Below are 18,928 nucleotides of genomic sequence, written 5' to 3' on the forward strand. Positions count from 1 at the left end.
CTTTTGCCATAGCCAAATCAGGATTAACCTATGATAATAATTATAGAAGTGTTTTAGTGGGAAATTAATGAGTTTTTACTTGTTTTTTACCACAGTACTTTGTTGCCCACAGTTTTTATTCCTCGTTGTATTCATAAATTCGTTCGGTTTTTCCATTTGATTTTCTAAAATGACCTAATATATTTTCAAATTTCGGTTTGATTTTGAAAGAACCAAATTTATCTATAAATCCCCATTTTCCATCGATTTTCACAGGCGCTAAATCATATTTATAACCTCTCGCTTCGTCAAATTGGAAATCGATAATTACATTTCCTTTATTATCTATATAACCATATTTTCTATTTTGTTTTGCTACCGCTAAACCATTATTGCTGAAATATGTAAGATTTTCATAAATCGGTTTTATTAATATAACTCCAGTTGTATCTGCTAATCCATATTTACCATAAGTTTTATACCACATATATTGTCCTTGTGTATAGCCAAAAGCTCTATATTTCTTTTGCATTATTGTATCTCCACGACTATTTATTTTTCCTAAAGTGTTTGTGTTGGCGGAACCAATTAATGGAAATTTCTTTTGTTTCTTTAAATATCGAATTGTATCAATGATTTTTCCTGATTTGTCGATTATACAATCATAAAATTTTGGTTCTAAAACGATAAGGTCTGGACTTACAGTTGTTGTGTCAATAGTTTCTATTTCGACCTCGGCAAATCCATTTTTAAATTCGTAAGCAAGAGAGAACAAAGTATCTATTTTTAAATTTCCATTAACACCTATATATCCCCATTTTCCATTTTCATTAAACTGGACAGAAGCTAATTCTTCTGAAAAGTCTTCTGCATCTGTGAATGATATTTTGGATATTAAATTTCCTTCTAAATCTGCAAAATTATAATGATTTTCTGTTTGAACTAATACTCTCTTATTTTCAACTAGTCCAACGAAATCGTATTTATAATCAATAATTAATTTTCCTTCGGTATCTATTAAGCCTTGTTTCCCGTTTTTATATGTTTCCGAAAAACCATTGTAAAAGTTATTTATAGAGTCAAATATTGGTTCAATAATCCATTTTCCTTTAAGATTTATTGCTCCGTATTTTCCATTAAATTTTGCAGGAACTATTTCAGTTTTGTCAACCGAACAGCTTGTTATTAAAAGCAGGATTATAATGTATTTGACGGTTTTCATAAATTGTGGGCAACTTCGGGATATCAGCACTTTTATATTGCCATAATGATCTTTCTATTTAAGGTGTTATCATAGTCAAATTAGGCGTTTATATAACGGAACATGAAGTACTATATCATTAAAACACAAACTGCAATTAACATATTTAAGGTGCATATTTTTGATTTAAATGGTGTCTTCAAAGCTATAACTTATAATAGATATTTTAATCCTTCTAAAATTACACTCAAAAGAGCGTCGTTGTATGTCTTTTCTATTTTATTAAGGTTTTCAATATAAAATGAACCGCTTTTTCTATTTCATTTTTTTCCCAACTTCCAATTTCAATACACTGTTTATTGGTACTAAGAATAATTAATTCACTATAAAAACAAAGATGTATGGTAAACGAAATTCCATTGTGAATATATTCAGCAAAACTGTCTTCTTTTTCGTTTACCATTTGATAAAACTTTAATTTTTCAAATAGCTCTATGTTTTCATCTTTAAGTGCTTCATAAAGATTTTTACCAAAACCGTTATAACGCGCTGTAAAATCCTGAAAAGATTCTTCCTTGTAGGCTGTTTTAGGGTATAATATCTCTTTAGAACCTTTTAATTTATTCACTTCAGACATCAAATTATCAGCGTTCTAAATGATATTTTCATCAATTTCAAATCCTATCTTTTTAACTGCAGATGCAATGGTCATCCTTTTTCCAATACGTTCAATATGTATTCCGTTATCATAATAAAACACATCATTATTCAGTTCGTTTTCAAAATCCACGATGTGAATGTGTGTATTATCAAAAGAAACTTCCAATACTGGTGATTCTCTAAAGACTATTTTATTCATCTCATGCCATGCTTTTTTTACGACTTATTCAACAGCGAGTAATGCTATAAGCTATTCACTACGCTTTGTTGCGCATCGTTTCTATTTTTTTAACATCCAAGCTATTAAATTCTGTGTATCTATAATAGACCAACTATGAGGATCTCGTTCTCCATTAGACCGATATCCTTTGTCTACTGTTGGAATATACTCCACATCTTTAAATTGCAACGTATTTAGCGATTCAGAAAGTCCTTTTATACGGTATGCATTCATTTCTTCGTATTTAACCCTTGCTCTTTTTTTCCACCAAAGAGAATCTGGTTCTGTATAAAGTCTGATTTTGGTGTTTTTTAAGTATTTTAGATTGTCAATATTGTTTGTTTCTGAGGTAAAAATAGAATACGCTTCATATTTTGAAATATTACTATTTGGGTTTCCAAATTGTTTACCCAAAGTTTCAAGTAGCCAAATACTCTCCTCCATTACAGGTCCAGAAAAATCGCGTTTAACATTTTTTTCAACAGTATTATATAGTGATGCTAAATCAATTGGAGAGTCCCCTATAAAAACACCTTTTGGAATGATATCAGAATTCTGTTTTGTTATAAAATTACTGATTAATAATGCAATATTTCCACCACTTGAAAATCCGCCGATGTAAACATTGTCTGTTGGTAATTCATGCTCTTTAACAATGTTTGTAAGTTGTTCAGACAATTGTAATAATTCATGTTGTTCTAGCCATAACTTACGATTGTAGTTCATATACAGCACAGCTACATTATTTTCTTGGGCGTTTTCAAGTATTTTAAATTCTCGTTTAATGTCATTCGCATTTTCTGGATAACCACCAAAAAGTATTAAAACTGCTTTTATGTTTTTAGTAGGTTTATTTAAAACATAGTCGGTTGTTGTTACCTCTTGAAATTCCGTTTTTACCGTAGTTTCTGTCTTCTTATTCTCCTTGTTTTTACAAGAAAAGGTCAGTGTAATGACTATTATTATTCCTAAAAGTTTTTTCATATCTTAAATTGTTTACAATGCCTTTTAATAAAATTAAATGCTACGATATCATGCGTTAACAAAACGTGTAATCTTAATTTTCAACTAAATATATCTTTTTTATATCAGTTACAAAAACAGCAACTATATAATAAATAATGTTTTTAGACCAAGTATATTATGTGATGACCTCTCTCCTCTTCTCTAGCTTATAAAATCAATCTTCTAAAAATGAAAGTGCAATGCTATAGCACTTAATATATAAATAGGACATGTATTTTCCTTACATATCGCCCATACATCCTATTACCCAATAAAATTTATTTTAGGATAATAGAATACCGCGTTATGCTTCTCGATTTTAAACGTATTTAATACAATAAACACAAGATTTAAAGTATACATAATGATTATGAATACGAATAGGCGAAACTGACTAGAAATTATAATACTAGGCGTTATAAATTGGTCTGCACTAAAATCTGATGCCAGCCACAGTATATTTAAAACGAATCCTGAAAACAGGATCAACACCCAGGAAATTTGAAAGTTAATGAGTGCTTTCCCAATGGTATTAATGTCTTTTAATTTGTCCTTTTTAGAAGTCCACATAATTAACGGCACCAGCACCCCAAGAAGCGGAAACAATATAAAGGTTAATGCCGATAAATTCATGGCTTTTAAAAATCCATAATCTTCAATTACAGTCCAATCTATTAATTCGTCTGGGGTAATTTGTAAGGCGTTGGCTATCTTTTTAAGGGAATCACCTGTGGGTTTGGTTTCTCCGTTTTCAACACGCTGAATGGTCCTCAAACTGAGTCCTGAATGTTCCGATAAAGCCTCTTGAGAGAACCCTTTTCTTGTTCTTAAGGCTTTTACTTTTTTCGAGAGATCATTGTTTTTCATGAGTGTTTTATATTTAATTTGTTGTCACAAAATTACATGCAAAACAACCTATCGATAGCGTCAGCTTTAAGACATCTTTACGTCATCGGTGACTATAGCTGATTTTTTTGGTGGTTCAGGCTTTTTAAATTTGAGTAGCTTCTTTAAAAACACCCGTTGTCTTATTAAAGTAATTATATAATTCAATCCAAAGAACCATAGAAAAGAAATTAATCCGAACCCATAACTTTGAGATATTAATGCGAAAAAGCAACTCATTGCTAACGTTATATAAAATGTTCTAATTAAAGAAATTGAATATTCTAACTTTCCAAACCTCCTATCTAATTTAAAATCCCCTCTATCTATTGTAGCCATTAAATACCATCTTCCTTGTATGTTAGAAACCGGATTTCGAAAACTTATTTGTAAATCAGAGCGTTCAATTTTGTTGATTTTTAATCTTATCAGCTCGTTTTCTATGTGATCAAATAGAAGGTCGCCTTCAGTATTGGAATTTAATTTACGCCTGTATTTTATACTTATGGAGAACAATTTATGTGTTTCGTTTTATCGTTTATCTCAGTATTACTTAGAAATATTTTAGTACATCTGTATCATAAAAAGTCTGATTCCGCATTGGAGATAGACCTTTCGGAATAGCGTCAAGAATAGTTATTTTCCCTGAAGCTCCTCGCCCGATTAAACATATAAAATCTGTTATGCCAAAAGCTAGCTCAAGTTTTTCAATTCTTTTGTAATTTGATATTCTTAGACTATAAATTTCACCCTTAAGTCCACATTACGTTTAAGCTTTGTTGCACATAGTTACTCTTCTTTCAATTGCCGTAATACTGTTTTTCCATTTTCATTTTCTGGATGCAATGCGATTGATTTCTCATACATTTTTATGGCTTCTTCTTTCTTTTCTGCCTTCAATAAGGCTTCGCCATAACTATCATACGCATTAAAACTATCTGGAAATAAAATTGTAGTTAATTTGAAAACTTCTAAAGCCTTTTCTAATTCTCCATTTCCCAAAAATGAATATCCTAACGTATTCAAATCATGTTCTGAACGGTTATTTACTTTCGCTTCAATAGCTAAGTCAATGGCATTATCTAGAGCCTTTTTTAAGAGAACATGTTGTTGTTTTTCATCTAGAGTTTCAGCGTATGCTTTAATAATTGTATTTATGATTAGCCCTGGATTATCTTGAAATATGTAATGACCACTGCCTTCTGCGATAATTTCTACACGATTTGATTCAGCATTCACAAAATCTTTATGGACTTTTTTTATTAGTGTCCAGTACTCATCTGGATACCCTCTGTTAATGGGCGAAATAATGTCTATTACAGGTATGTTCGATGGAAAATCTATTTCACGTAATATTTTAACTGTTTCAGGATATGTTTTTAGCAGATAATATATGCCCAACGTTTCTGGGCTTTTAGGAGGCGTTTCTTCCTGATCCATAATTTTTAATACGTCATCCGTATAAACTTCAACTAAATTTGCATCAATACGTACAACGTATTTCACTTTGTCAGGATGACGTGATGCGTAAAAGGTTGTATAGAATCCACCGTAGGAATGAGGAACTAGAATGATTTCATTGTTAAAACCTAGCTTAGAAAGACCTGTCTCTAATTCTTTAATTCCATTTACTATTCCAAAATCTGAATCGTTTTTTAAATTTGGATTCACTTCACTCTGTCCAAATCCAGAGCGGTCGTATGTAATTAATGTTGTGCCCGTAACCTTATGAATTTTATCCAAAATATCGTTCCAAACGGAACCATCATTACCTGCACCTGCATCAAAAAGAATTGGAGTTCCTTCTCCTTTTATGATGTTAAAATGCATGTTATATCCCCCAATGTCTACTAAGGTGTCTTGACTTTGGGCATGTATAGAGCATACTAAAATCATTAGAAAGGTTAAATAAAAATGTCTCATTTGGTTAGAAGTTTAAGGTTTATTACAATTATTTACAACTCTATTCTTAACTACTTTAATCGCTTTAGGGCTAAGTTTCTTATTTCACTGTCTTTGTCGTTCAAAGCAACGGAAGAAAGCGTCGATTGAACTGTCAGTTTTTCAACTGCTAATTTTCTTACTTCGTTGTCTTTTTCATTTAGAGCAACGCTCGAAAGCGTTGATTGTAGGGTTAGTTTCTTTACAGCTAGTTTTCTTATTTCAGTATCATTGTCTTGTAGAGCTACGGACGAAAGCGTCGATTGAAGTGTTAGTTTCTCAACTGCTAATTTTCTTATTTCGCTGTCTTTCTCATTTAGAGCAACGTTCGAAAGCGTTGATTGAAGATTTAGTTTGTTAACAGCTAATTTTCTTACTTCAGTATTATTGTCGTTCAGAGCTACTGACGAAAGCGTCGCTTGAAGTGTCAGTTTTTCAACGGCCAATTTTCTTACTTCGCTGTCTTTATCATTTAGAGCAACGCTTGAAAGCGCTGATTGAAGGTTAAGTTTGTTTACGGCTAGTTTTCTTACCTCAGTGTTATTGTCGTTCAGAGCTACTGACGCAAGAGTCGATTGAAGTGTCAGTTTCTCAACTGCTAATTTTCTTACTTCGCTGTCTTTGTCGTTTAAGGCATCCGATGACAGGGTTGACTGATTTCTGTTATTATTTAACTCAGTATTGTTCACATCTGCATTAGGCGGACTCTTAATTTCCTCATATTTCACCGTCAAACAAGACGTTAAAGATAAAATAATTAATAAAAGCGAAATTGTCTTTTTCATAAGATACAGTTTAAAGTTTGTAGCACTTTTTATATGCAACGTAACGTGTTTGTGCATGAAGCGTTTGGCATTTTTAATGCTACACCCCATCAAACCACTTTATATTTTATTAAATGTACTAATTTTTAAATTTAATAACATCCGCCAAACGACCTATATTTAATGTCCCTGTTGCACAAGTTAAGAAAAAAGCAGTAAAGCAATTCCTTAAAAAAACGAGGGTTTCTTATATTTATATATGTACGAGAAAAAGACGTATCACGTGAAGCTATTCAATCCGTTTAGACTTAGCGGACGTGTGCCCGAAGACCATTTTCAGCGTCGGTCTCAGATAGCTATAGATCTTAATTTTATTTATAAAACCACTCGTTTGGATATTCTGTATGTTTTAGGCTATTAATGTGCTTTTAAAACCTTGTAAATCACTTAAAATTTTAAGTGTATAAAAACAGAAACCGCCCTTAAAGACGGTTTTTAATTATAGTGCAATTATTTATTATTGGGCTTGTGCATCGATTACTGCTTTTGGGTGTAGTTCTTTAATTCCAAATTTCATTCGATTCTGTTAAAATAACAGGATATGTATCAGTTACAAGTATTGTTTGTTCGTGCTGAGTTACATACCCACCTTTGTTTCCGACTAATGTCCAACCGTCATTCAATTCTACAGCAACAGTTGAATTTGTTGAAATAAAAGTTTCTATTGCTACTGTTGTGTTTTTTTTGAATCGCTCTCTGTTGCTTTTAACTCTATAGTTTAAAATATTTTCAGGCTCTTCGTGTAAACTTCTACCGACTCCGTGACCAGCCAAGTTTTTAATAACTTTAAATCCTGACTTTTTTGCTTCAGTTTCTATTAAATATCCAATTTCAGAAATTTTCACTCCGCCTTTTATATTGTTTATAGCTTTACGCAAAATATTTTTAGAAGCATCTACAAGAGGTTGGTGATTATGAATGTCTTTTCCGAGAACAAAAGAGCCACCATTATCAGACCAAAATCCGTTAAGTTCCGCAGAAACATCAATATTAATTAAATCTCCTTCTTTCAATATTTTTTTCTCTGATGGTATGCCGTGTGCTGCTTCTTTGTTTATACTTATACAAGAATAACCAGGAAATCCATAAGTTTCATAAGGTGCAGATTTAGCGCCATAACGCTTTAAAATTTCACCTCCATATTCATCTAGTTGTTTGGTCGACATTCCAACTTTAGCATATTCTCTCATTAATTTTAGCGTAGTTCCAACAACTTCACTAATTTTTTCCATTCCGATTAATTCAGATTCCTTTGTTATTGACATTTCGTTTTTTTTAATTGGCTACAACATTATATCAAAGCAAATATATAAGATAATTACTTATTAAGCAGCAATACAAACCTTTTCTGTTGTTTTTACAATCCTGTTTTACAAGGCCTTGCTATTGCTAAATAAAGAAGACCGTCTACTCTCGTTTACGGTACTGTATGGAGTAAATACGTATAAAAACAGTAACCGTCTCTAAAGACGGTTTTTTATTATAGTTGAACTATTTAGTATTGGTTTGAGCAACGGTTACCGATCTATAAGAGTTCGCTTTATTTATTAAAACAAGACTATCACTCTCAAAAAAATTCTATATCGTAGTTTTCATATTCCCCTTCCAGTTCCAGTGTTTTCCAAATCAGATTATATTCACCTTTTTCAGTATCAGTTCCGTAATCGTATTTGCTTCCTCTTGCAATTAAAAGTCCATTATCCAAAGTCAAAATTCGTCTAATAGGTTTTATCATTCTTGTTTCGTTGCCCTCTAAAGAATATGCATAATCTCCAATCCAATTTCCCTTCAACTTCTTATCAGATTGACAAGACAAAAGAATTAAAGTTAAAATTAATATGTAGAGTGTTTTTTTTAAATGTGTGCCTAACGTGATTGTACTTGACTTTTCTTCCCATAAAATACCCTCAAATAGTGTCTAACTTTTTTGGGGCAGTTCAAAGTTCGCGAAGACTTTCGGAAGTAATCAATTAGTAAAAGAATTATAACGTAAGATAGTAGTACAATCCAAGGTGTAGTATATTCCATATGTTAGGCTAGTGCTTTTTTTAGTTGAGATTAGCCTTTAAGCATAGATTTTCGGTATTAGAATGTAGTTAGAATGCTTGTAACATAGTATTTTAATAAATTCATAAATATTTTTTTAGATTGAATTATAACTACATTTGTTGTACAATTATTAACTGCATTATGGAATTGTACATTGGCTATATTGGTTTTATTATTTCGGCTTATTCAGTGATAGCAAACGATGTTATTCAAACTCTTGGCACGTTTATTTCTTCAAATTTTAAAGTAAAATGGTGGTGGCTTTGGCTTTTTGCCATTAGCATATTATCGTTAGTATTATGTTATGGTTGGTATATTAACGGTGGTGATGTGTCTTATGGCAGACTTAACAATATACCGTATCCAGAAAATTTGCAGTGGTGGTATCTTTTAGCACCTATTGGCCTATTGACCATTACTCGATACGGAATCCCTGTGAGTACGACGTTTATGATTTTAAGTATTTTTTCATCGAGTATGATTATAGAAAAAATGATTTTGAAATCGGTATATGGTTATGCAATTTCCTTTGTTTTTGCCCTAGTGATATATGTTGTTATTTCAAGACAATTTGAATCGAATTTCTCCTTGGATAAATTAGACAAACAGAAAAACAAGCATTATTGGCTAGTGGCGCAATGGTTTTCTACCGGGTTTCTATGGTCTCAATGGCTGATTCAGGATTTTGCTAATATTTTTGTTTTTCTTCCTAGAAAGCTTTCTATCGAGCAACTCATAATATCTTTAACCTCCATCCTACTCATTATGGCATACATTTTCAGGAAGCGAGGCGGAAAGATTCAGGAAATAGTCAATCAAAAATCAAATACCAAGAATATTCGTTCTGCCACTATCATCGACTTAATCTATGGTATTTTCCTATTTGTATTTGGCAACCTTAATTCGATTCCAATGAGCACTACTTGGGTTTTTATTGGTATTTTGGCAGGAAGGGAACTGGCGATAACTTATTTGTTGAATAAAAAGAAGATGAAATACACTTACATCATTATTGCCAAAGATTTTGGTAAAGTAAATATCGGACTTGCGGTCAGTTTAGTGATTGCGTTTCTGATTCAGTATTTAAAATAATTGTATTATAAAAGGCCATTGAAAAAAACTAAGGTGCTATTAGCACGATTGGCTTACCAATGATTTCTTTTGAAGTTCGAGTTTTTTTTTCAGCCTGTTACAACAATTGTATACTGAACATATCTTATATATAAACGAAATCACGATTAGAAATAGCTACTAATCCCCTTTTAAGATCTTGTAAATCATCTGAAATTTTAAGTGTATAAAAACAGAAACCGTCTTTATAGACGGTTTTTTATTATAGTTGAACTCTATTTAGTATTCGCTTGTGGAACGGTTACTGGTGTTGTAGTACGTTATTTTTATTCCGCTTCGGTTTTGTCAATATTTTTTAATTCCGTTAACGTTTTTTTATTTATTATTCCACGTTGTGCTATATAAGTTTTAGTTCGGTCAGTTTTATTTACCAGAACAATTATTGGGTCGTCTACATTTAGAATCAAATCAGATTTTTTTTCAATTCCGTACAGTTTTGTGTCAGATTCAGTTGCGTATGCGTAATGATACGTCCGTTTGAATTTTTCAGAGTATGAAAAAACATTTTCTATTTCAGTTATTATTCCTTGCGTTTGAGTGAAGTCAGATTCATTAAAATCAGTTTTAGAATAAGAATTTCCTTTTCCACAAGAACTTAAAATTAAGAATGTCAAAATCAAAATTCTATTCATTTACGGTCTGTTTTTTTATGTCTTGTCCTAAAATATGGTTACAGGTTAAGATTGAATTTACGCAGATAATTTATATGCCATATTTGGTGTTTTATAATCTAAAGATAAATGAAATGGTATGTCGTTATATAGATTAATTGCTTTTTTTTCCAGCACATTAATGCCTGTAAACCCAATAAGTATATGTCGGGAACTTTATGAGCACATAGTAGCCAAAGAGAAAAGTAAAAAGTTAGCATTAATTGCAGTTTGTAATACCCTATTAAAACACCCATTTGCTATTGCAAAATCAGGGTTATTATATGATGATGCTTACAGAAGTGTTTTAGTGGAAAATTAATGAGTTTTTACTTGTTTTTTACCACAGTACTTTGTTGCCGGTAGTTTTTTGGTCGTAAAGTATGTTATTCCTATTCCGATTAAAAACATTAACCAATATATAAAATTAAAATCTAAAGTTAATAACCATCTGTCAAAAGTCAAGTTAAATACATATAATATTTGAACCATTAAATTGACCAAAAAATGTAAAATTATAGAATAAATTATTCTGTTAGTTTTAATAAATATTAGTCCGCTAATTATTCCAAAAATGAAAGTCGGCACTAAATTCAATGGTGTTTCAATATGTATAATAGCGAAGCATAAACTTGAAAATAATATTCCGATTAGTTTACTGTTTTTCTGTAATAAGTTTTGCAATAGAAATTTTCTAAAAAACAACTCTTCAAAAATCGGTGAAATTATTAAAATCGTTATTGTATTGTATAAAAGTGCTGGTCTAAACCCACCAAACGAGCTAATGTCAGCTTGGAATTCAGAGTAATTGATAAAATTCCATATTCTTTCTAAATCCCAAAAAGGTCTATCCAATAATTGAAGTCCAATCACTATTAAAATTAAATAGGGTATTAATTTAAAATCAATTTTTTTAAGGTTTAGCGATTTATTAATTCTAAAACTAGGTTTCCAGAAAATTCTGAACGTGACCAAATATCCAATAATGAATGACAAACCAATCGTTATTCCGTAATGAATTTGGTAACTTTCAGATACCAATTCAGTTTTATACACCAACAATCCAAATGCAAGTTGGGTTATAGTAAAAACCAAAATCAGGAATAAAGTCAGTAAGATTGCTTTAAGTACTGTCATTTTTCAAATTACTGGCAACAATTATATAATAAACATTATGTTCATTACACACCCAAATATAAGGTATATGTAACATATGTTATCTATATCTTATATATAAACCAAATCACGATTACAAATAGCTATTAGGTCGCTTTTAGGACCTTGTAAATCACCTAAAATATTAACTATATAAAAATAAAAACCGTCTCTAAAGACGGGTTTTAATTATAGTTGAACTATGTATTATTGGCTTGTGCAATGGTTACCGGTGTTAGGCAAAGTACTTTTTTCAAATTCATCTAAATCTATTCTGCCGACTTCGTCAACACTATATGCAGCTCTGGCCTATCGGCGAGCCGAATACTTAGTTATTACCACACGTTTTTATTTCGGAAGCAACTGTTTTTCTGTTAATATTATTTTTCTTTTGAGACCTTTTTCCTCAATTTGAATTTCAATATTCTTCGTTAAGTTTTTGTTTGCCCAATAATCATAAAGTTCTTGTGTCTTGAAATTTGAAACATTAACACCATTAATAGCTATTATTTGTGTGCCTAGTTCAATTGGTTTATCTAGCAGGTAATTGTTCTCATAAGAATATAGTATAATTTTATTTTCTACATAATTTGGGTGAAAGAAAACTTGATATTCAGATAGTACATCTTCTTTAAATTGGATATTTTGATCTAAATAAAAAACTTCATTTGCCCAATCCAAAGTAATTGTAAATTTCTCCAAAAATTGATTTCCAAGTATGTTTGATTCATTCTCTTTAAACGTTACAATTTGATTTGAAAGTCTAATGTTGTTGAGTAAATTTACTGAAAGTAATGCACTATATTTAGTGCTTTTAGTAATTCCATTTGCTCCAATACTGTTTATTCCTGTTGTAGTTATATATGGTATGTTTTTATTGGAATTTATTTTATTAAAAAGGGATAAGTCAGCACTTATGTTTCCGTTAAAACCAGTGTCGAATGTATATAATTCTTCAGTACCATTTAGTTCTATTTTAATTTCTGCATCTCCATATTTTCCAGATTTTGTTTTAAATAAGTGTGCGTTATTACTGATGTTAAAATTGTCAATATTATCAGATACTCGAATCACTTTATTTTTATAATCGATTTGCCATTTTGCTTTTCTCATTAAATTACTTCCAATAATGCCAACGTAAGTATCACGCCCTAAAACTTGATATAAATGAGAAAGGTCAGAAGTGTATGCTCCAATATTTAGAAAGTTAATTTTACCAATCATTAAGTTGTCAATTGATAAATATTTACTTTTACTAATAATTCCATTAGCATCGGATATTTCTCCAACTACATTATTTGATTTGTAATTAATATCATTGATTATGCTATTGTCAATCAAAGTTAAATCATTTCCTGTGTCAAATATGAAATCATACTTTTTTTTGTTAATCGTAATTTCTAAAACTATTTGTTTTTTGACATATCTAAAGGGAATTTCTTCAATGTAATTTTCTTGTTCAACTTCTCCTTGTGTTACAGTTTTTAATCTTTTTAAAGACGAACAACTTATAATTAATGTTGAGATTATTAAAATCAGCAAAAAGGTTTTTTTCATATGTGTGGTAACAAATATATTAATGAACATTATTTTCATTATACCCAAATATAAGGTATATGTAACATGTCTTCTCCTTAAATATGGCTACAGGTTAAAATTGTTTTTAGGCAGATAATTGATATACCATATTTGGTATTTTATAATCTAAAGATAAATGAATTGGTATGTCGTTGTATAGATTAATTGCTTTTTTTCCAGCACTTTAATGCATGTAAACCCAATAAGTATATGTCAGGAACTTAATGAGCGCATAGTAGCCAAAGAGAAAAGTAAAAAATTAGCATTAATTGCAGTTTGTAACACCCTATTAAAACATCCATTTGCTAATGGAAAATCAGGATTATTACATGATGATGCTTACAGAAGTGTTTTAGTTAAAAATTAATGTAGTTTTACTTGTTGTTTACCGCGGTACTTTGTTGAGCATAGTATTTATTCTACGCAAATTATTCCTTCTTGTGAAATTTTTTGTCCTTCATTCGTCGTCATTGTAGCATCGTAGAACAAACATTTTCCTTCAATTTTAATTTTAGAAACAACAATTCCGTTATTTTCATTTACCCATTTAGTCCTTTCGTCCATTTCTCCTTTGGAAGAATCGTAAGTTAGTCGATAAGTACAGTCATCAATCCATTCAAGAATTTCATAAGTTGGGTTTCCGTTTCCGATTCCGTTTTTCCATTCGGTTTGAGAGTTTTTTTCTCGGATAACAACATAACGATTAACATCTAGGTCTCTTTCGGCTGTCATTTCACTTATACTGTCATTTGAAGTAATTTTATATTTTTTCATTTCATCACTCGTTGGAATGTAGAAAGTTCCGATTTTAAAATCTTCACAAGTTAATTCCTGCGCATTGATTTTAATTCCAATTACAAGAAATATTGCAATAAAGATTGTAGTTTTTTTCATTCAGCGTTTTGTTTCTCAAAATAATGACAACGTTTGGTGCATAGTTAGTCATATTTTATAAACTCCCAAGGAATCTCTTTTTTAAATATCTTAATACATTCCTCCATTAATTCAACAGAAATATTTTCTTTAAAAACTCGTATTGCTCTGATTTTATCTGTATCATCCCTAAAAATTTCCGCAATTAATTCGTCATTTCGATAGATTTCAACTCCAATTCCGTCACGTTCATTAATATCACTTGCAATTATAACTCTATCTATAATTTCTTTCATTACGTTCGGTTCGGATATTATTCACAACGTTTATGTTTCAAGGAACGTTGCCGTTTTGTGTGTGAGGATTTTCCGCAGGAAAATCAGAGTTAGCAAAAAAGCAACTGCCTTTCGATTTAACTAAAATAAGCAATGTTTTTTACACCAAGTTACCTACAGTATTTTTTAATTTAAATGGGTATATATTATATCTAAAAATAATTTTCGATACATAATTAATTCAAATTTTTCATCGGGAATTTTATTTAGTGCATTAATTAAGTATTCACAACTTGAGTCCAAATCTCCACTAGCTGAAAATTTCCAATATGCGTCCCTGAATTTATATTGCCAACTAGATTTATCTAAAAGTTTTAATTGTTCAATTAAGTAACTGTAACATTGATCGTGATGGCTTAGCTTGAATAGCATAAAAGGGTCAAATTCTAGATCCGATCTAAATTTCTTAAAAAAATCACTATTTATTTCCTTCTTATTAGCCTTTTTTAATAATTCTGAATATCCTCTTTTACTTATTTCAGAAAGATAATTTCCTTGTATTAATGAGTTTTCTAATAGGCTATGTACATTTTGTATGTAAATCAGTTTTCCTTCTTTTGGTCCAAATCTTGTTATTCGTCTTTCGGAATTTATCGCAGTACATAATTCAAACTTTTCATCTGCAATTAAATCATTCGTGTTTTTTATTGAACCACAGGCTGTGATTAAAGTCAGAATTGTAAATAGAAGTAGTTTTTTCAATATTGTAGGTAGCATGTTATATCAAAACAAATATAAACTATAAGCACTTATGCTTTCTAGGCAGTAGCACATTTTGTTATCTTATATATTTGCTTTACAACGGTTTGCTCTATATAGACAGTGTGAGGTTATATCATGATACGATTAGACGTATGTTGGTAATAAAATAAGGTGTTATAGTTGGTTTTTACCACAGTACTTTAATTACTGTCTTTTGATTATATTAAATTCAGAATACTAATTCCAAATAGAGGTTAATTCAATCTCCTTCCCTGAGTCACTGATATTATAACACTTTAGTTCAATTATTCCTACTTCGGGATTAGTTATTATTATTTCTTTTATTGAATATTTTTGACCATTCCATTCTATTCTGTCCTTTATAGATGTAGAATTATCTAAAGTGATATTATCATATCTTTCTTTAGTCTTTTTTACTGTTAAAATGTAGTTCATAAAATTAAAATTTAAGTTAAGAGTGATAAGAATGTTTTAAATGTATTGTTTTAATATAAATTCATAAATAAGAATGATTCCAGTTATAATACCTATAAGATAAGAAATCATTTCTATGACAGATTTTGTACTAGGCACATTGTCTGTAGTTTGGACTTTAGTTTGTGTAGTGGAGCCTTTCAAGTCGCTATTTGACGATTTAGCCTCTTGCTTATTTTTTAATTCTTCTATATAATTTTCGACACCAATTTCTTCTACTTCACAAGTATTGTCATTTAACAAAGCACACTTATTTGCAGGCTCTATTATTACTTTAGCTAAATCATACTTTCTGATAATCCTTAATATCCTCTCAAAATCAGGTATTATATCGTAATCATCCATTTTATTGGAATACAATTTGTAAGTCTGTAAATCATTCATGTCTACTCGACCGCGATATTTAACAAGTCTATTTATTATAAATTCAATTTTTTTTAAATCACCTTTTATCATATACTGTCCATTTCTTTTAATTATTACCCCTTTTTAATTAGTAATAAATAATATTATCTGGCAAATATATCCCGGTAAACTAAATTGCTATAAGATTCTTATTATAAGTTATTGACAAATAATCATTTAAAAACTTCTGAAAACTTATTTAAAAAAACTAGAAAATAATATATATAACACAGGTTCCAAAGCATGGTAACACACTCTAGAACCTGAATTAAAAACGGTTATATATGAAATACTATTTTAGATTACATTGGGAACTATCGACAAGCCTTAAGCTTCCTTACGCAACACTTCTAATGGCGAGCTTTTTAGTACCGTACGGATGTTGCTTAAGCCTATAATTAATACCAATAGCGTAATGCCTGGTAGTAAGACTAAAAACGGAATAACAGAAGGCACAAAGGGTTCTTTAAAGACTAGTACCGCCAAACATAAACTGCTTACCAAGGCCAATAGTAAACCAACCACACTTCCTAAAAGTCCTAAAAACAGATATTCTAAGGCGGTAATTTTTAAAATTTGGATATTCTTAGCACCCAGTGTTCGTAATAATACATTTTCCTTAATACGCTGATATTTACTGGTGCGTATAGATCCTATTAACACAATAATCCCCGTAAACATGCTAAAGAATGCCATAAAACTAATCACCCAAGAGACCTTTTCTAAGATGTCTTCGACCACCGTAAATATTTGTCGTAAGTCAATGATAGAGACATTCGGGAAACGGCTCACCAAATCTTGCTGTAAAGCGGCCGAACTGTTTTCGTCGGGCACCAACGTGGTTAACACATTAAACTGTGGCGCGTCTTCTAACACGCCAGCCGGAAAGACCACGGTAAAGTTTAGTTGTACTTGAGTCCAATCGACCTGACGGATACTTCCCACTGTAGTTTCCATAAGTACACCTTGTACATTAAAAACTACGGGATCGCCCACCTCTAAATTGGCATCGTCGGCGAGGTTATCGGAAATGGAAATCACCACCGGTTCGCCTGCTTCTAATCTCGGCGTCCACTCCCCTGCTATTATGGTTTCAGAATCGATTAGGGTATCGCGATAGGTGGTTCTAAATTCATGATTTAGTACCCAACCGCGGACTTGGCGTGTACTGTCTTGGCGGATCTCGTTTACCAATTGTCCGTTAATCCGTTGCATGCGCATGGTCACTAACGGGATGTCGCTAAGCACAGGTAAATCTTTGGCAGTAATCCGTTCCGAAATGGCCGCACGCTGGGCCGGTTGTACATCTAAAATAATAATATTGGCGCTTTCGGTTTGCGCGCCGACTTCGGTTTTTGCTAATAAAATATCTTTGGTAAAGTATAGGGTACTGATTAAAAATGTTCCCAAACCAATGGCCACCACCAGCACAACGGTCTGATTGTTTGGTTGGAATAAATTCAGTACACTTTGTCTGGCTGTAAAACTCCAATGCTTTGGAAAATAACGCTTGATTAAACGTGTAAATCCGATGGCAACACCTGCTAATAAGGCAAAAGTGACCACGGTAGCACCTACAAACGACAGGGCATATAGTGCGTTTTTTATCAGCCAAAATGAGAATAAAAACAGAAAAACTAAAATGGCTGTAAATACAGAAAGACGTACCCACAATGGTTCTTGTGCCCCATCTTCGCTCACCCGTAATACATCTAAAGGCGACACAAACCAGGTGCACAATAAAGGTAAGAGTGCAAATAACACCGACATAAACAAGCCGAGTAATATTCCAATTAAAATGGGAACTGCCGAAATGGAAATCTCTAATGTAAAGGGTAAAAAGTCTTGTAATAAATACGGAAATACCAACTGTAGCCCCACACCTATTAACGCCCCTATAGCACCACCAAGAACCCCGATACCTCCAATTTGAATGAGGAATATCAAAAAACTTTGCAATCTAGATGCGCCCATACATTTTAAAACGGCAATGGCTTTAAGCTTCTCTTTGATGTAAATATGTACCGAACTTGCAATCCCAATACAGCCTAGTAATAAGGCTATAAAAGCGGCTAGATTTAAGAAATTCCCTACATTCTCATAACGCTTTCCTAAACGTTTTGAGGTTCCTGTATGCGTATCTAAATCGGCATTTTCTAAATCTAATAGCGGTTCTAAACGGTCTTCTAAACGTTTTAAATTAACCGTGTCCGATACTTTGTAGTAATACTGGTATTCTTTCCGACTTCCGAACTGTAACAGCTTGGTGGCGTCTACCAAACCCCGTGGCATAATCACCGGAGGCGCCACAGAACTGGAAATTCCCGAGTTCCCCGGCATAGATTTTAAAGCCCCAACGATAGGTAACGTCAGTTCCCCGATTTTAATGGAATCACCCGTGTTCACATTAAATTGTATCATAAGTGTGGCATCAACCAATACACCACCTGAAGACTGATACGTCGCTGATGCAGAGGCAGGTTCGGCATCTATTTCACCGTAAAACGGAAAATCGCCTGCAATTCCCTGAACTTTTACCAATTTGGTACCGCCACTTTTTGGGAAGGCAATCATGGACACAAAGTTCACTTCGGAAGCCTGCGGTTGTAACGAATCGATAATGGCTTGCGCTCGCGCTGTCGGTTCTTGTTTGGAGTCGATTATAAAATCGGCACCCATTAAGGTTTTAGATTGGCTCTTTAAATTATCCTGTAAATTAGAACTGAATAATTGAATGGAAACCACTGCAGCGATCCCCAAAATAATCGAGGCCATAAATAATAGTAAACGGACTTTACTCGCTTTGGCATCCCGCCAAGCCATTTTAAAAAGCCATCGTA

General features: G+C 31.9%; 20 protein-coding genes and 2 pseudogenes. 4 read left to right on the forward strand and 18 right to left on the reverse strand.

Annotated features, from left to right (window positions below; translation table 11 throughout):
• Positions 1-115: 115 nt before the first annotated feature.
• From ACFFVB_RS10935 to ACFFVB_RS10965, 7 genes are all read right to left on the reverse strand, one after another.
• Positions 116-1,201: a WG repeat-containing protein gene (locus ACFFVB_RS10935; protein WP_382382793.1), complete on the reverse strand. Its 1,086-nt coding sequence runs from the start codon at positions 1,199-1,201 to the stop codon at positions 116-118.
• Positions 1,202-1,454: 253 nt separating this feature from the next.
• On the reverse strand, positions 1,455-1,820 hold the full coding sequence (locus ACFFVB_RS10940) for a hypothetical protein (RefSeq protein WP_382382795.1): 366 nt from the start codon (positions 1,818-1,820) through the stop codon (positions 1,455-1,457).
• A gap of 12 nt (positions 1,821-1,832) precedes the next feature.
• Positions 1,833-2,039 carry a hypothetical protein gene (locus tag ACFFVB_RS10945; protein ID WP_382382797.1) on the reverse strand — a complete coding sequence of 69 codons (207 nt, stop codon included), beginning with the start codon at positions 2,037-2,039 and terminating at the stop codon, positions 1,833-1,835.
• 81 nt (positions 2,040-2,120) lie between these two features.
• On the reverse strand, positions 2,121-3,044 hold the full coding sequence (locus tag ACFFVB_RS10950; protein ID WP_382382799.1) for an alpha/beta hydrolase: 924 nt from the start codon (positions 3,042-3,044) through the stop codon (positions 2,121-2,123).
• Between the two features lie 285 nt (positions 3,045-3,329).
• Positions 3,330-3,932, reverse strand: a complete 603-nt coding sequence (locus tag ACFFVB_RS10955; RefSeq protein WP_382382801.1) for a magnetosome magnetite crystal formation protein family — start codon at positions 3,930-3,932, stop codon at positions 3,330-3,332.
• An 807-nt stretch (positions 3,933-4,739) separates the two neighbouring features.
• Complete coding sequence (locus tag ACFFVB_RS10960) at positions 4,740-5,873, reverse strand: alpha/beta fold hydrolase (RefSeq protein ID WP_382382802.1); 1,134 nt, start codon at positions 5,871-5,873, stop codon at positions 4,740-4,742.
• Positions 5,874-5,923: 50 nt separating this feature from the next.
• Positions 5,924-6,676, reverse strand: a complete 753-nt coding sequence (locus ACFFVB_RS10965; RefSeq protein ID WP_382382803.1) for a hypothetical protein — start codon at positions 6,674-6,676, stop codon at positions 5,924-5,926.
• A 238-nt stretch (positions 6,677-6,914) separates the two neighbouring features.
• Here ACFFVB_RS10965 and ACFFVB_RS10970 point away from each other — a divergent pair, with 238 nt between their 5' ends.
• A complete protein-coding gene (locus ACFFVB_RS10970; RefSeq protein WP_382382804.1) occupies positions 6,915-7,076 on the forward strand; it encodes a hypothetical protein in 162 nt (53 codons plus the stop codon).
• 139 nt (positions 7,077-7,215) lie between these two features.
• Here ACFFVB_RS10970 and map read toward each other — a convergent pair whose 3' ends face one another.
• Both map and ACFFVB_RS10980 read right to left on the reverse strand, forming a co-directional pair.
• Positions 7,216-7,980, reverse strand: coding sequence for a type I methionyl aminopeptidase (gene map / locus ACFFVB_RS10975; protein WP_382382805.1), 765 nt, complete (start codon positions 7,978-7,980; stop codon positions 7,216-7,218).
• Between the two features lie 302 nt (positions 7,981-8,282).
• On the reverse strand, positions 8,283-8,531 hold the full coding sequence (locus tag ACFFVB_RS10980) for a hypothetical protein (protein ID WP_382382806.1): 249 nt from the start codon (positions 8,529-8,531) through the stop codon (positions 8,283-8,285).
• 374 nt (positions 8,532-8,905) lie between these two features.
• Between ACFFVB_RS10980 and ACFFVB_RS10985 the strand changes: the two genes are divergently transcribed.
• Complete coding sequence (locus tag ACFFVB_RS10985; protein ID WP_382382807.1) at positions 8,906-9,856, forward strand: hypothetical protein; 951 nt, start codon at positions 8,906-8,908, stop codon at positions 9,854-9,856.
• A gap of 305 nt (positions 9,857-10,161) precedes the next feature.
• Here the strand turns inward: ACFFVB_RS10985 and ACFFVB_RS10990 are convergent, their stop codons facing one another.
• Entirely contained in the window at positions 10,162-10,527 is a 366-nt protein-coding gene (locus tag ACFFVB_RS10990) for a hypothetical protein (RefSeq protein WP_382382808.1), read from the reverse strand.
• Between the two features lie 153 nt (positions 10,528-10,680).
• Between ACFFVB_RS10990 and ACFFVB_RS10995 the strand changes: the two are divergent.
• Positions 10,681-10,867: pseudogene (locus ACFFVB_RS10995) on the forward strand (IS110 family transposase); the annotation flags it as partial.
• Here ACFFVB_RS10995 and ACFFVB_RS11000 read toward each other — a convergent pair.
• The gene (locus ACFFVB_RS11000; protein ID WP_382382809.1) at positions 10,864-11,682 is read right to left on the reverse strand and encodes a CPBP family intramembrane glutamic endopeptidase; all 819 of its coding nucleotides are present in this window, start codon (positions 11,680-11,682) and stop codon (positions 10,864-10,866) included. The pseudogene ACFFVB_RS10995 and the gene ACFFVB_RS11000 sit on opposite strands and share 4 nt — an antisense overlap.
• A 366-nt stretch (positions 11,683-12,048) precedes the next feature.
• Positions 12,049-13,257, reverse strand: coding sequence for a retroviral-like aspartic protease family protein (locus ACFFVB_RS11005; protein WP_382382810.1), 1,209 nt, complete (start codon positions 13,255-13,257; stop codon positions 12,049-12,051).
• Positions 13,258-13,443: 186 nt separating this feature from the next.
• Here ACFFVB_RS11005 and ACFFVB_RS11010 point away from each other — a divergent pair.
• Positions 13,444-13,645 (forward strand): annotated as a pseudogene (locus ACFFVB_RS11010) (IS110 family transposase); the annotation flags it as partial.
• Between the two features lie 47 nt (positions 13,646-13,692).
• Here ACFFVB_RS11010 and ACFFVB_RS11015 read toward each other — a convergent pair.
• From ACFFVB_RS11015 to ACFFVB_RS11040, 6 genes are all read right to left on the reverse strand, one after another.
• Positions 13,693-14,172 carry a hypothetical protein gene (locus tag ACFFVB_RS11015; RefSeq protein ID WP_382382812.1) on the reverse strand — a complete coding sequence of 160 codons (480 nt, stop codon included), beginning with the start codon at positions 14,170-14,172 and terminating at the stop codon, positions 13,693-13,695.
• Positions 14,173-14,216: 44 nt separating this feature from the next.
• The gene (locus ACFFVB_RS11020; RefSeq protein WP_382382814.1) at positions 14,217-14,447 is read right to left on the reverse strand and encodes a hypothetical protein; all 231 of its coding nucleotides are present in this window, start codon (positions 14,445-14,447) and stop codon (positions 14,217-14,219) included.
• Between the two features lie 165 nt (positions 14,448-14,612).
• Positions 14,613-15,188 (reverse strand): hypothetical protein, encoded by a 576-nt coding sequence (locus tag ACFFVB_RS11025; RefSeq protein ID WP_382382815.1) that lies wholly within the window; start codon positions 15,186-15,188, stop codon positions 14,613-14,615.
• 237 nt (positions 15,189-15,425) lie between these two features.
• Positions 15,426-15,644, reverse strand: a complete 219-nt coding sequence (locus ACFFVB_RS11030; protein ID WP_382382816.1) for a hypothetical protein — start codon at positions 15,642-15,644, stop codon at positions 15,426-15,428.
• Between the two features lie 36 nt (positions 15,645-15,680).
• Positions 15,681-16,139 carry a hypothetical protein gene (locus ACFFVB_RS11035; protein ID WP_382382818.1) on the reverse strand — a complete coding sequence of 153 codons (459 nt, stop codon included), beginning with the start codon at positions 16,137-16,139 and terminating at the stop codon, positions 15,681-15,683.
• A 276-nt stretch (positions 16,140-16,415) separates the two neighbouring features.
• Entirely contained in the window at positions 16,416-18,911 is a 2,496-nt protein-coding gene (locus tag ACFFVB_RS11040) for an ABC transporter permease (RefSeq protein ID WP_382382819.1), read from the reverse strand.
• Positions 18,912-18,928: the final 17 nt, after the last annotated feature.

The sequence above is a fragment of the Formosa undariae genome (assembly GCF_042427615.1).
Lineage (GTDB): Bacteria > Bacteroidota > Bacteroidia > Flavobacteriales > Flavobacteriaceae > Formosa > Formosa undariae.